15 protein-coding genes are annotated in these 12,386 nt (G+C 55.7%); 10 read left to right on the top strand and 5 right to left on the bottom strand.

The window, feature by feature from the left end:
- Nucleotides 1–52 precede the first annotated feature (52 nt).
- From CKQ54_RS10455 to CKQ54_RS10415, 9 genes are read left to right on the top strand one after another with little or no spacing between them, the layout of a single operon-like run.
- Nucleotides 53–904, top strand: coding sequence for a MerR family transcriptional regulator (locus CKQ54_RS10455; RefSeq protein ID WP_120160528.1), 852 nt, complete (start codon nt 53–55; stop codon nt 902–904).
- A complete protein-coding gene (locus CKQ54_RS10450; protein ID WP_112287468.1) occupies nt 904–1,356 on the top strand; it encodes a nuclear transport factor 2 family protein in 453 nt (150 codons plus the stop codon). Before CKQ54_RS10455 ends, CKQ54_RS10450 begins: the two co-directional genes overlap by 1 nt.
- The gene (locus tag CKQ54_RS10445; protein ID WP_120160526.1) at nt 1,356–2,072 is read left to right on the top strand and encodes an SDR family NAD(P)-dependent oxidoreductase; all 717 of its coding nucleotides are present in this window, start codon (nt 1,356–1,358) and stop codon (nt 2,070–2,072) included. The genes CKQ54_RS10450 and CKQ54_RS10445 overlap by 1 nt, the downstream gene beginning before the upstream one ends.
- A gap of 1 nt (nt 2,073) precedes the next feature.
- Complete coding sequence (locus CKQ54_RS10440) at nt 2,074–3,432, top strand: NAD(P)/FAD-dependent oxidoreductase (RefSeq protein WP_120160524.1); 1,359 nt, start codon at nt 2,074–2,076, stop codon at nt 3,430–3,432.
- Entirely contained in the window at nt 3,429–4,145 is a 717-nt protein-coding gene (locus CKQ54_RS10435; RefSeq protein ID WP_112287465.1) for a DUF1365 domain-containing protein, read from the top strand. The genes CKQ54_RS10440 and CKQ54_RS10435 overlap by 4 nt, the downstream gene beginning before the upstream one ends.
- Nucleotides 4,146–4,147: 2 nt before the next feature.
- A complete protein-coding gene (locus CKQ54_RS10430) occupies nt 4,148–5,380 on the top strand; it encodes an SAM-dependent methyltransferase (RefSeq protein WP_120160522.1) in 1,233 nt (410 codons plus the stop codon).
- On the top strand, nt 5,377–5,877 hold the full coding sequence (locus CKQ54_RS10425; RefSeq protein ID WP_120160520.1) for a DUF2878 domain-containing protein: 501 nt from the start codon (nt 5,377–5,379) through the stop codon (nt 5,875–5,877). The genes CKQ54_RS10430 and CKQ54_RS10425 overlap by 4 nt, the downstream gene beginning before the upstream one ends.
- Nucleotides 5,877–6,401, top strand: coding sequence for a hypothetical protein (locus tag CKQ54_RS10420; RefSeq protein WP_120160518.1), 525 nt, complete (start codon nt 5,877–5,879; stop codon nt 6,399–6,401). Before CKQ54_RS10425 ends, CKQ54_RS10420 begins: the two co-directional genes overlap by 1 nt.
- Nucleotides 6,402–6,423: 22 nt before the next feature.
- Nucleotides 6,424–6,957, top strand: a complete 534-nt coding sequence (locus CKQ54_RS10415) for a DUF3833 domain-containing protein (protein ID WP_120160516.1) — start codon at nt 6,424–6,426, stop codon at nt 6,955–6,957.
- A gap of 44 nt (nt 6,958–7,001) precedes the next feature.
- Here the strand turns inward: CKQ54_RS10415 and yedA are convergent, their stop codons facing one another.
- Nucleotides 7,002–7,919 carry a drug/metabolite exporter YedA gene (yedA, locus tag CKQ54_RS10410; protein ID WP_112287460.1) on the bottom strand — a complete coding sequence of 306 codons (918 nt, stop codon included), beginning with the start codon at nt 7,917–7,919 and terminating at the stop codon, nt 7,002–7,004.
- Nucleotides 7,920–8,143: 224 nt separating this feature from the next.
- On the opposite strand from yedA, the gene CKQ54_RS26090 reads away from it, so the two are divergent.
- Nucleotides 8,144–8,320 carry a hypothetical protein gene (locus CKQ54_RS26090; protein WP_165353138.1) on the top strand — a complete coding sequence of 59 codons (177 nt, stop codon included), beginning with the start codon at nt 8,144–8,146 and terminating at the stop codon, nt 8,318–8,320.
- Here CKQ54_RS26090 and CKQ54_RS10405 read toward each other — a convergent pair.
- The 4 genes from CKQ54_RS10405 to osmF are packed head-to-tail and all read right to left on the bottom strand — an operon-like array spanning nt 8,309 to nt 12,173.
- Complete coding sequence (locus CKQ54_RS10405; RefSeq protein WP_120160514.1) at nt 8,309–9,067, bottom strand: ABC transporter permease; 759 nt, start codon at nt 9,065–9,067, stop codon at nt 8,309–8,311. The two genes, CKQ54_RS26090 and CKQ54_RS10405, sit on opposite strands and share 12 nt — an antisense overlap.
- Nucleotides 9,064–10,008, bottom strand: coding sequence for an ABC transporter ATP-binding protein (locus CKQ54_RS10400; protein WP_120160512.1), 945 nt, complete (start codon nt 10,006–10,008; stop codon nt 9,064–9,066). The genes CKQ54_RS10405 and CKQ54_RS10400 overlap by 4 nt, the downstream gene beginning before the upstream one ends.
- Complete coding sequence (locus tag CKQ54_RS10395) at nt 10,005–11,174, bottom strand: ABC transporter permease (protein ID WP_120160510.1); 1,170 nt, start codon at nt 11,172–11,174, stop codon at nt 10,005–10,007. The genes CKQ54_RS10400 and CKQ54_RS10395 overlap by 4 nt, the downstream gene beginning before the upstream one ends.
- Before the next feature lie 60 nt (nt 11,175–11,234).
- Nucleotides 11,235–12,173, bottom strand: coding sequence for a glycine betaine ABC transporter substrate-binding protein OsmF (gene osmF / locus CKQ54_RS10390; RefSeq protein ID WP_120160508.1), 939 nt, complete (start codon nt 12,171–12,173; stop codon nt 11,235–11,237).
- Nucleotides 12,174–12,386: the final 213 nt, after the last annotated feature.

Raw genomic sequence — 12,386 nt, 5'->3', positions numbered from 1 at the left:
CAATCTGGCGCTAGAGTTAGCATTGGTTAGTGCGAATATTTTGGAATTCATTATGTCTCTTTACAGCATCGGCGAAGTTGCCCGAATTTGTGGTATCAACCCGGTCACGCTGCGTGCCTGGCAACGCCGTTACGGCTTGCTAAAACCGCAGCGCACCGAAGGCGGCCATCGTCTGTTTAATGATGATGACCTTGATACCATCCGCACTATTTTGGGCTGGATTAATCGCGGGATCCCGGTCGGCCAGGTGAAATCTCTGCTCGAAGGCAAAGTTGATGCACTGCCGGGCGGCTGGTCGCAGTCAGAACATAGTTTGCTGACCGCATTGCAGGATGGCCGCAGCAATAAAGTCCGTCAGTTGATGACGGAACTCGGTCGCGAATATCCGGCGGCGTCGTTTGTGAATAACGTGCTCAGACCATTGCGCTCGCGCCTCAGTGCAGGGGATCCGCGCCTGCTGATGTTACGCAGCCAGCTTGACGGTCTGATCATCGAACACGCGGTGATGTGTATGGGTGCCGCCCGTAAACGTCCCGGCAATCCGGCGACGCTGGTTGGCTGGGGACATCTGGACAGCACCGAGCTGTGGCTTGAAGCCATTGTGCGCTGCGAGGAAGGGATGCAGATCGACATCATGCCGGTCCCGCTCGATGACCCGCACCTTGAAAATCTCAGTGGTTCGCAAATCCTGTTATGGGCTGAAGGCAAACTGACGCAAATTCAGCGACAGCGCCTGCTGAACTGGGTTGAACAGGGGCTGTCGATACTTCTTCTGGGCAGTGCTTCCCTGCTGCTGGGCTCACAAGACAGCGAAGACGAAAACGATAATGTCGAAAGTCTTCACGGTGAAGACACGCCTCCGGTTCTGCAGATAGTGCCAGTGCGTAATGGAAGGAAAAAATAATGATTACACATTTTCCTGAACCCGCGATACCCGCTGATGTTCTGACCCGGCTTTGCGAATTTTACAGCCATCTGGATGTAAGCCTGCTGCCGCAGCTTTCGCGTATTTATCATCCGCATGTGGTGTTTATTGATCCGGTGTCGCATTACGACGGCGTGGATGCGCTCGAACGCTATTTCGCGCAGTTGCTCAAAAAAGTGAATTACTGTCGCTTTGACATTCAGCCTCCGCTGACCAGTGGCGCTGAAGCGTCGCTGTTCTGGCGGATGGAGTTTTCGCATCCGGCACTGAAAAAAGGTCAGGCTATGTTTCTTAATGGCGCCAGCCATCTGCGCCTGTCAGATAACCGGATTGCCTATCAGCGCGATTATTACGATCTCGGTGCGATGTTGTATGAGCATGTTCCGGTGCTCGGCGGCGCTGTCCGCGCGGTTAAAGCAAGGTTGAAATAATGCGCCGCGTCCTGATCACCGGTGCCAGTTCGGGTATCGGAAAACAGCTGGCTCAGGACTATGCCGCAGAAGGCTGGGAAGTCGTCGCCTGCGGACGTGATGCTGAAAAACTCATTGCGGTCGCCGCCGCCAGTCCGCTGATTATCCCGCTACGTTTTGATATCACCGATTTAACAGAAACCCGTCAGGCGTTGCAGGACGTGCAGGCCGATCTGGTGATCCTTTGCGCCGGCACCTGCGAATATCTTGATGACGGCGTGGTTGAGGCTGAAAAAATCGTCCGCGTGATGAACACCAATTTCATCGGCCCGGTGAATTGTCTCGATGCCCTGCTGCCGCGCCTGGCTCCCGGCAGCCGCGTGGCGCTGGTCGGCTCCGTGGCCTGGCTTTTGCCTTTTTCACGCAGCGAAGCTTACGGTGCCTCGAAAGCCGCGCTGGCCTTTTTCGCCCGTTCTCTGGCGGTGGATCTGGCCAAACGTCAGATTCATATTTCCCTGATCCAGCCAGGATTTGTCGAAACGCCGCTGACAGCACGCAATGATTTTCCGATGCCGATGATGGTGACGGTGGTGCAGGCATCAAAACATATCCGTAAAAAACTGGCGCACGGCGCCAGCGAAATTGCCTTCCCTCCTCTCTTTGCCCGTTTGCTGAAAACTACCGCGCTGCTGCCGGTCGGTCTGCAAAAATGGTTATGCCGGAAAATGGTGAAATAAAATGACGACTAAAGTGGCTATCGTTGGCAGCGGGATTTCAGGGCTGAGTTGTGCCTGGTTACTGGCAAAGAACCAGCCGGACTGCGAAATTACCGTCTTTGAGGCATCGGCAACGTTAGGGGGCCACACCGCCACGCAGGATGTGATTTCAGACGGCCAGGAATACGCCATCGATACCGGTTTTATTGTCTATAACACCCGCACGTATCCGCATTTTATCGCCCTGCTCAAAGAGCTGGGCATCGAAGGTCAGCCGACGGAAATGAGTTTTTCTGTGCGTAATCCGCTCAGCAAATTCGAATACAACGGGCATTCGCTCAACAGCCTGTTTGCCCAGCGTCGCAACCTTTTCCGGCCGCGGTTCTGGCAGTTCATTTTCGAAATATTGCGCTTTAACAAATTGTGTAAGGCACGCCTGCTCAATCCGCATAATGACGAAGACACACTGGCCGATTTGCTGGATCAAAATGGATTTTCGCCGTTCTTCGCCCTGCACTATGTGCTGCCGATGGGCGCGGCAATCTGGTCCTCTTCTCTCGGAGATATGGCGAATTTCCCGCTGTCGATGTTTCTGCGCTTTTTCAATAACCACGGGCTGCTGGATGTCACTAACCGTCCGCAGTGGATGGTGGTGCCGGGCGGTTCGCGGGAATATATCCGCCGGATGCAGGAGAAACTCCCCGCCAGCGTAAAACTGCTGACCAGTACACCGGTCACTGGCGTTGTCCGCACATCTGGCGGCGTGACGCTGTATTCAGCACAGGGTGAAGAACAGTTTGATCAGGTAGTTTTTGCCTGCCATTCCGATCAGGCGCTGAGCATTCTGGGTGAGAACGCAACGGACGCAGAAAAAAGCATTCTCGGCGCGCTGCCTTATCAGGCCAATGACGTCATTTTGCATACCGACACGCATCTGCTGCCGCGCGAGAAACGCGCCTGGGCGAGCTGGAATTATCAGTTGCCCAATACGCTCCATCCAGCGGAGCGTGCTGATATGCGCGATGCCAGTCCGGCGCACAGCCGCCGTGCCAGCGTGACCTATAACATGAATATTTTGCAGGGGCTGAACGCGCCGCAGACGTTTTGTGTTTCCCTCAATCCGCTGACGCCGATTGATGAGAGCAAAGTGTTGTTCCGCGCCACTTATATGCATCCGGTTCTGAATCTGGCCAGCCACCATGCGCAGCAGGAGCGTTACCGGATCAACGGCCACCACAACACCTGGTTTTGCGGTGCTTACTGGTACAACGGTTTTCATGAAGACGGTGTTAACAGCGCACGCGACGTGGCGGAACAACTGAGTCTGCGGTTATTCACTGCACAGGCAGAACGCGGGCAGGAAAAACGGGAGGCGTCATGAACAGCCAGCTGTATGTTGGCACGGTGCGCCATCGCCGGTTTACGCCCGTTGAGCACCGTTTTGACTATGACATTTTCATGCCGCTGATTGATCTCGATGAACTGGACGCGTTACCCGCTCTGGGTATCCGGCTGGAAAAATTTTCTCCAGCCAGTTTTCGCCGTAAAGATTATCTCGGCGGTGGCGATATCAAAACCAAAGCCCAGGCGAGAATTGCCGAGCTGACCGGCGAACGCCCCGAAGGACGCGTGATGCTGCTCTGTCAGCTGTGTTATTTCGGCTGCTATTTCAATCCGGTCAACTTCTACTACCTTTATGATCAAAGTGGGATTTTGCGCTGGATGCTGGCCGAAGTGCGTAATACGCCCTGGAATGAACGCCACACCTACGCGGTGCTCCCTGACGGTTCGCAGCCTGTGCCGAAAGCCTTCCATGTGTCGCCCTTCAATCCGATGGACATGGTCTATCACTGGCGCCTGACACCTCCTGGAAAACAGTTACACATCACTATCGAAAATCACCGCAAAGAACGGGAATTCGATGCTGCCCTTTCTCTGACCGCCCGCCCGCTGACCCGCGAGGCGCTGCGTCAGCAATTGTGGCGGCTGCCCCTGATGACCGCAAAGACCGCGCTGACCATATACTGGCAGGCGCTGAAACTGTGGCTGAAACGGGCCCCCATTTATTCTCATCCTCCCGTTGATAAGGACTGACCATGAGCCAACCTGAAGTGCAGCTCGCCCGCGAAGGGGCGAACAACAGGCGCAGCAAGGCCGCACGCGCATTGATTCTGAGCGTGCTCAGGCAGCTGAAAGGAGCCGGTCTGACCCTGCGGGAGCCGGGCGAAGACGCCATTTTCTTTGGTGATCACACAGCGCCTTTGCAGGGTGAAATCGAAGTTCATCGTCTGCGCGCTTATCGCCGGGTTTTACTGGGCGGCAGCATTGCGGCGGGTGAAAGCTTTATTGATGGCGACTGGACCACACCAAACCTGACGACGGTGTTACAGCTGCTGGCGGAGAACCTGAAACTGGTGGACAAGCTCGAAGCACGCCTGAGCTGGCTCAGCACGCCCGCCAATAACCTGATCCACTTTTTCCGTCGCAACAGCCCTTCTCAGGCACGAAAAAATATCTCCGCGCATTACGATTTGGGCAACGATTTTTATCAGGGCTTTCTCGATGAGAAAATGCTCTATTCCTCCGCCTGGTATCAGGAACCGCAAATGACGCTGGAACAGGCGCAGGAAGCCAAAATGCGCCGTCTTTGCGAACAGCTGCAACTGCATGCGGGAGATCATCTGCTTGAAATCGGTACCGGCTGGGGCGCGATGGCAGAATTTGCCGCACGTGAGTACGGCTGTCAGGTGACGACCACTACCATTTCCCGCGAGCAATATCGCTTTGCCTGCGAGCGTATTGAAAAAGCCGGGCTGAGCGACCGCGTGACGGTGTTGTGTGAAGACTACCGCTCGTTGCGCGGCCAGTTCGACAAACTGGTGTCGATTGAAATGATCGAAGCGGTCGGAAAGCGTTATCTCTCCACCTTTTTCAAACGCTGTAATGCCCTGCTTAAACCACAGGGACGCATGGCTATCCAGGCGATCACGATTGCCGATCAGCGTTACGCGTCTTACAGCCGCAAAGTCGATTTCATCCAGCGTTATGTGTTTCCCGGCGGCTTTCTGCCGTCCATCACCGCCATGAATGACACCATGACGCGCTGCACCAGTCTGGTGGTGCGTGATTTATTTGATATCGGTTCCGATTACGCCCGCACCCTGCATGAATGGCGCGAGCGTGTGCAGCGTTACTGGAATACGCAAACCGGTGAAGGGCAGGACGAGCATTTCCGCCGCCTGTGGCTGTTTTATCTGTGCTATTGCGAGGCCGGTTTCCGCGCCCGCACCATCAGCACCGTACAACTGACCGCCGAGCGACGCGGATGATGTCCCTGCGCTTCTGGTTGCTGGCAGCAGGCTTCGACGTCTGGTGGACGCTGGCAGTCTGGGGGCGCGACCGTTTTATTATTTTTCTGCTGATCAGCAGTTTTCTGATGCTGGCGTTCACCCCGTCGCGCCGCCGTTTGTGGGTCGCGGTGGCCTGTACGCTGGGCATTATGATGGATTCGCTGTGGTGCATTCTGGGTCTGTTTGAGTTTACTGATTCTGCCGCCGTGCCAGCATGGATGATGGCGCTGTGGCTGGGTTTCAGCGCCTGGTGGCTGTGGCTGCTGGGGGTTTTACGCCTGAAAGTGTACTGGTTAATTCCGCTCGGTGCCGTCAGCGGCCCGCTGGCTTATTTTATCGGCATGCACCTGGGTGCGATGCAACTTCAGGCTACGCCGTTGTACGTCTGGCTGGCGCTGGCCGCGGGCTGGGCACTGTTTTTACCGCTGATCAGCCTGCCGGTTTTGCTTAACCAACATTCCCTGCGGAGAAGCTGATGAAAGCACTTTTAACCGCCGCGCTGCTGATGTTCTCCTCCCCGCTTTTCGCCGCTGTGCCGTGGGAACAGTGGAAACCTGTCGGGCACGCCACGCTCAGCTGGGGGCCGTTTGAGGTTTACAACTCGCAGTTGCTGACCCCTGACGGCACATATCAGCCCCAAAAATGGCCACTGGCGTTAGACATTGATTATCTGCGCAGTATTGATCGCGAGGAACTGACCAAAGCCACAGAAGAACAGTGGCAGGCACTCGGATTGCTGGCACAGGCGCAAAAAAATGGCTGGCTGGACGCCGTTGAAAATACCTGGCCGGACGTCAGTAATGGCAGTGAAATCATTTTTGTCGCCACAGAAAACGGCGGACAGTTTTACAGCCGTGCGGCCAACAGCGTGATGATAAATCCGGCGGGCAACGCATTCACCCCGGCTTTTCGTGATGCGTTCCTGGCCATCTGGCTCTCCCCTGAAACGCAATATCCGGATTTACGCAGCAAACTGACCGGTGTTACCGCATCGGATTGACATCCCTCTGACCGGAGGCTTTATGACTGTTTTTCGCCAAGGTTTTTTTGCGTTACTGATGGGCTGCATTGTGGTCCTCAGCGGCTGTAAAGCCAACATCGAGGATTACGCCCAGGCTCAGCCGAAGCTGGATATTTTTACCTGGTTCGCCGGTGACAGCGTGGCGTACGGCATGGTGCAGGATCACAGCAATAAACAGACGCGACGTTTTACCGTGAAAATTCGTGGTGACGTGGCAGGCGATACGCTGACGCTGCATGAAGATTTTGTGTATGACGACGGCGAGAAGCAAACCCGCGTCTGGCACATCCGCAAACTCGCTGACGGCAGCTATACCGGCACGGCGGGCGATATTATCGGTACCGCCACCGGTCATTCCGCCGGTAACGCGTTTAACTGGAAATACGTCATGGATGTGAAATCAGGCGGCAGCACCTACCGGCTGACCTTCGATGACTGGATTTATCAGCAGGATGAACAGCACCTGTTCAACGTCACCTCACTGACAAAATTCGGCGTGGAAGTGGCGCGGATGTCGATCTTCTTTGAGAAATAATAGGTAAGTTCGATCTGCTTCCTCCCCTGCGAAGGGGAGGACGGTTAAACCTTCACTTCCTTAATCACCGATTTTTTTCGCCCGAACACAAATTTCCCCAGCGTCACCAGCAGGACTGCGCAAAGGATCACGCCTAACGCTACCCATTCGACCGGTGACAGGGATTCGCCGGCAAAGGTGATCCCCAGCAGAACCGCCACAATGGGATTCACATAGGCATAGCTGGTGGCGACGGCGGGACGCACGGTTTTCAGTAAGAACATATAGGCGCTGATAGCGATCATAGAGCCAAAAACCACCAGATAACCGAGCGCCAGAAAACCGTGCAGCGACGGCGTCGCGGTCAGATGTTCGCCGGTTACGCGGCTGGCAACCAGCAACACCACACCGGCGATGATCATTTCCGCTGCTCCGGCCATCAGGCCTGCTGGCAGCGGCAGGCGCGAACTCCACACCGAACCGAATGCCCAGCTTAATGAGGCGAGCAGGATCAGCGCCGCGCCCCACGGGTTCCCTTCCAGATTACTGCCGGTATTGAGCAGCACAATCCCGAACAGGCCGATGGCGACACCGGTCCATTCCAGACGGCTGTTGGGCATTCCCCACAGGCGGCTGAAACACAGGGTAAACAGCGGAACGGTCGCCACCATCACGGCGGCAATGCCGGACGGCACCTGCATATGTTCCGCCACCGTCACCAGACCATTGCCGACCGAGAGCAGCAAAATGCCCACGGCACCGGCGGCCATCCACTGCTTCAGCGTCGGGACTTTATGCCCGCGCAGCAGCAGAAATGTGAATAAAATGCATCCGGCGACAAAGAAACGCAGACCGGCCATCATCAGCGGCGGCCAGCTTTCCACGCCGACGCGGATAACGAAATACGTAGAACCCCAGATAAAATACAACGCAAACAGTGCAGCAATTAATGGCAGCAGAGAACGGGTGACAGAACCAGTCATAGGAAGAACTTATTAGCGTGATAATGAAGGCCAACAGTTAACGCTATTGGCCTGATTTCCGGCAAGGGAATCTGTGCGATCGCGTGAAAATGTTGCTAAAAAGTTTCTGCATATGACAAAAAATTCGCTGACGGCAACGATAATGTAGTCACAGCATGAATAGTCTGTTGCAGGGGTAACGAAACGATTTATAATTCGTCGTTCAAATTTCTGAGGTATTGCACATGAATTCGCTTGGCAAAAAATTATTTATCGCGCTGTTTGGTCTGATGGCGATGGGCGCAATTGGCGGCGTAATGGTTGCCGGTTATGCGGTGGTGATCCAGGACGACGCTAAACCTGTCAGCGATAACGACGCCCCTTCTGTTGTCCCTGCGCCGTCTTCTGCATCAACGAACTGATTCGTCTGCTGATCGCTGCTGCCAGCGTTGTAACCACAGGCTCCAGCGTTCAAACAGCATATCCACGCAAATCGCCAGCAGCGCCACAATCACCGCGCCCTGCAACACGTAAGCCGTATTAAAGCCGCTCAGGCCGATAATAATCGGTGAGCCGAGGCTTAAGGTGCCGACCGATGAGGCAATCGCCGCCGTCCCGATATTGATAATCACCGACGTGCGGATGCCGGAAATAATCACCGGCGCGGCCAGCGGAATTTCCACTTTTCGCAACATCTGCCAGCGGCTCATGCCCACGCCTTGCGCAATCTCACGCGCCGACGCAGGCACGGATTCAATCCCGGCAATCGTGCCCTGCAAAATTGGCAACAGCCCGTAAAGCACCAGCGCGATAATCGCCGGTTTTTCGCTGAATCCCATCACCGGCACCGCAACCGCCAGCACGGCGACCGGCGGAAATGTCTGCCCCATCGCCACCAGCGTTTCCACCAGTGAGCGGAATTCCTTGCCCGCCGGACGCGTCACGCCTACACCGGCCGCCACACCTATCACCACCGCGATCAGGCTGGAAATACCGACCAGTAATAAATGTGCTTCCACCAGCGAGGCGAAACTTTCCTGCTGATATACCGGCCTGCTGAGCTCAGGGAACATCCAGTGAAACAGGCCGCCAAGCGAGGTCATGCCGAAAATCAGCGCCAGCAGTAAAGCGAATAACCAAATCAGAGGATCTGCGAATATCCGTTTCATGCGTCATTCCTCTCAGTGGTCAGATCGGCGAAATGCAGCACGCCGAGCGGCTGGCCCTGTTCATCGACCACCGGCAATTGCTGAACCCGTTGCGCGACAAATTTTGACAGCGCCTGACTCAGGCTCATCGAATCCATCAGCGGCGGCTGGCTGCCGGAATACGGCTCGCCGCGCCGCGTCAGTGAACCGACTTCGCGCAGTGACAGCAACCGGATCCCCATATCGCTGCCACCAAAGAAATCGCGCACGAACGGCGTTGCTGGCCGGGTCAGTAATTCCAGCGGTGTGCCCTGCTGCACCACTTGTCCGTCGTTGAGCAGCACGATGCGGTCGGCCAGTGCCAGCGCCTCATCAATATCGTGCGTTACCAGCACAATGGTGCGGTGGGTGATTTTGTGGATGCGCGCCACTTCTTCCTGCAACGTGGCGCGGGTCACCGGATCGAGCGCACCGAAAGGTTCGTCCATCAGCAATACTTCCGGGTCTGAAGCCAGCGCACGCGCCACACCGACGCGCTGCTGTTGCCCGCCGGAAAGCTGATGCGGATAACGATGCCGGAACTGTTTCGGATCCAGATTGAGCAATTCGAGCAACTCCGTCACACGGTCGCGGATTTTCGCCTTCGGCCACTTCAGTAACTGCGGCACGGTGGCGATGTTCTCTTCCACCGTCCAGTGCGGGAACAGGCCAATCGACTGAATGGCGTAGCCCATCCGGCGACGCAAATCCTGCGCACGGAATTTCTCTATCGGTTCACCGGCAAATAAAATCTCACCGCGATCGTGTTCCACCAGCCGGTTGATCATTTTGAGCGTGGTGGATTTTCCCGAACCGGACGTGCCAATCAGAACCGTGAATTCGCCTTTGGCCATTTCCAGCGTGAGATCGCGCACGACCGCTTTTCCGGCAAAGTGTTTGCTAACCTGCTTGAAATGAATCATCTGCGTGTGGTTTCCAGAATTGAGACTGCAAATTTAAAGAGACTGTCGACGACCACCGCCATCAGCACCGCCGGGATCACCCCGAGCAGGACCAGATCCAGCGCGCTGCTGAGTAAGCCCTGGAACATGATCGCGCCCAGTCCGCCAGCGCCAATCAGCGCGGCGACCATCGCCATGCCGACCGTTTGCACCGCTACAATGCGCACGCCGGTCAGGATAACCGGCAAGGCAATCGGCATCTGCACACGTAAAAACACCTGAGCGCGGTTCATGCCCATGCCACGGGCGGATTCAATGACCGCTTCCGGCACCGATTCCAGCCCGGCAATCACGCCGCGCACCAGCGGCAACAGCGAATACAGCACAAGTGCGATAATCGCCGGAGCCAGGCCGATGCCGCTGATGCCGTGCTCTGCCAGCCACGGCAGCGCTTTTGCCAGCCCGGCCAGCGGCGCGAGCAGCAGACCAAACAGCGCAATCGACGGCACGGTCTGGATAATATTGAGCACCGACAATACCGGCCCGCGCCAGCGGGGTTTACGGTGACACAGCAACCCGACCGGCAGGCCGATCAATACCGCAGGCACCAGCGTGCCAGACAAAATGCCGAGATGCTGCCACAGCGCGTCGTTGAACACGTCGGAACGGTTGTCGTATTCCTTGAGCAGCGAAAGTTCGGCAAGCTGACCGTACGCCAGCAGCAAAACCACCGGTACGATCATCTGCACATTAAGCAAAATGCGCAGGCTGTGATTGCGGGTAAAACGGGAAATAGCGTCGGAGGCGATCAGCAGACAAAGCGCCGCGCCCGCCCAGAAACCGCCGCCCAGCGAGGTGCGCGCGATACTGTCTTCATCGCCACCGGCAAGCTGAACCGCAGTGTGACCGGCCAGCCAGACCAGCGCGGTCAGCAGGATTTCAGCCAGTAACATCACCACTAAATGATGGCGGCCATAAAGATTCAGAAAAGCGCAGACCAGCAGTAAAACGGCAGGCAACAGCAGTAAGGCAGAATAGCCATTCAGCAGGCTCGTCAGCGAAATACCTTTGCCGGAGACCAGCCGGTTAGGCGCGTGGCTGACGAAGGCCAGTCCGAAACCGGCCAGCAACAGCAGCAAAACCAGCGTCAGCAGGACGCGGTTTTTAACGGGTGAGTGATAAGTCAAAACATTACCTGATATCAAAGAGCACGACCCGAAGGCCGTGCTCAGGGCGTCACTGCCCGGTTATTTTTTAACGAAACCTTTTTCCTGCAAATACTTCGCCGCCACTTTTTTCGCATCCTGACCATCAACCGCGATTTTCGCGTTCAGGCCCTGCAATGTTTTGGTATCGAGCGAAGCAAACACCGGTTTGAGCAAATCAGGAATATTCGGATGCGCTTTCAGCGCTGCCTCGCGGATGACTGGCGCAGGTGCGTAAATTGGCTGCACGCCTTTCGGGTCTTCCAGCGTTTGCAGGCCAAGCGCCGCTACCGGACCGTCGGTGCCGTAGGCCATCGCCGCGTTCACACCGGAGGTTTTTTCCGCTGCCGCTTTGATGGTCACCGCCGTATCACCGCCCGCCAGTGACAACAACTGCGCCTGATTCAGTTTAAAACCGTAAGCATTTTCAAACGCAGGTAAAGCATCCGGACGCTCAATAAATTCTGCCGAGGCCGCCAGTTTAAACTCGCCGCCGCTGCTGATGTATTTGCCCAAATCACCCAGCGATTTCAGGTTGTGCGCACTCGCCACGTCCTGACGCACCGCGATAGTCCAGGTATTGTTAGCCGGAGACGGATCCAGCCAGACGATTTTGTTCTGGTCGTAATCCAGCTTTTTAACTTTATCGAAACCGGCCTGAGCATTTTTCCACGCCGGATCTTTATCGTCGGAGAAGAAAAACGCGCCATTACCGGTGTATTCCGGATAGATATCGATCTCACCGGCGGTGATCGCGCCGCGCACCACTTTGGTCGTTCCCAGCTGTAGTTTATTGGTGGTATGAATACCGTTGGCTTCCAGCACCTGAATAATAATGTTACCGAGCAGCGAACCTTCGGTATCAATTTTCGAGCCGACACGTACGGCATCATCAGCGGCCTGTGCGCTGAAACTTATCGCAGAAACCAGCGCCAGCGCTGCCACGGAAAATCCCCGTACTCGCCCAGTTGTTACAGTCATGCTCTATCCTCTTATCGGGTTATGTTGGTTTTGTCGCCTGGCGACGGCTCAGTCTTTGAGCTTTCATCTGTATAAACAAGCTGCTAACAAGAATAGTCCAATTTCGCGCAGGGGAATGGAGGGTATGCCATAAAAACAGGCGTCGGTAGCGGAGTAAAATACCGAAATGTTCGAAGCTTATCCGTGAAATCGCTGAAACATGATTGTCTGTTT

The organism is Rahnella variigena (assembly GCF_003610915.1).
Taxonomy (GTDB): Bacteria; Pseudomonadota; Gammaproteobacteria; order Enterobacterales; family Enterobacteriaceae; genus Rahnella; species Rahnella variigena.
The sequence above is the reverse complement of the archived record's forward strand: the minus strand, read 5'-3'. Positions and strand labels throughout refer to the sequence as shown.

Bases quoted from the DNA above. Each gene is read 5' to 3' on its own strand.
- CKQ54_RS10455 (WP_120160528.1), top strand. From the start codon at position 53: ATGTCTCTTTACAGCATCGGCGAAGTTGCCCGAATTTGTGGTATCAAC.
- CKQ54_RS10450 (WP_112287468.1), top strand. From the start codon at position 904: ATGATTACACATTTTCCTGAACCCGCGATACCCGCTGATGTTCTGACC.
- CKQ54_RS10445 (WP_120160526.1), top strand. From the start codon at position 1,356: ATGCGCCGCGTCCTGATCACCGGTGCCAGTTCGGGTATCGGAAAACAG.
- CKQ54_RS10440 (WP_120160524.1), top strand. From the start codon at position 2,074: ATGACGACTAAAGTGGCTATCGTTGGCAGCGGGATTTCAGGGCTGAGT.
- CKQ54_RS10435 (WP_112287465.1), top strand. From the start codon at position 3,429: ATGAACAGCCAGCTGTATGTTGGCACGGTGCGCCATCGCCGGTTTACG.
- CKQ54_RS10430 (WP_120160522.1), top strand. From the start codon at position 4,148: ATGAGCCAACCTGAAGTGCAGCTCGCCCGCGAAGGGGCGAACAACAGG.
- CKQ54_RS10425 (WP_120160520.1), top strand. From the start codon at position 5,377: ATGATGTCCCTGCGCTTCTGGTTGCTGGCAGCAGGCTTCGACGTCTGG.
- CKQ54_RS10420 (WP_120160518.1), top strand. From the start codon at position 5,877: ATGAAAGCACTTTTAACCGCCGCGCTGCTGATGTTCTCCTCCCCGCTT.
- CKQ54_RS10415 (WP_120160516.1), top strand. From the start codon at position 6,424: ATGACTGTTTTTCGCCAAGGTTTTTTTGCGTTACTGATGGGCTGCATT.
- yedA (WP_112287460.1), bottom strand. From the start codon at position 7,919: ATGACTGGTTCTGTCACCCGTTCTCTGCTGCCATTAATTGCTGCACTG.
- CKQ54_RS26090 (WP_165353138.1), top strand. From the start codon at position 8,144: ATGAATTCGCTTGGCAAAAAATTATTTATCGCGCTGTTTGGTCTGATG.
- CKQ54_RS10405 (WP_120160514.1), bottom strand. From the start codon at position 9,067: ATGAAACGGATATTCGCAGATCCTCTGATTTGGTTATTCGCTTTACTG.
- CKQ54_RS10400 (WP_120160512.1), bottom strand. From the start codon at position 10,008: ATGATTCATTTCAAGCAGGTTAGCAAACACTTTGCCGGAAAAGCGGTC.
- osmF (WP_120160508.1), bottom strand. From the start codon at position 12,173: ATGACTGTAACAACTGGGCGAGTACGGGGATTTTCCGTGGCAGCGCTG.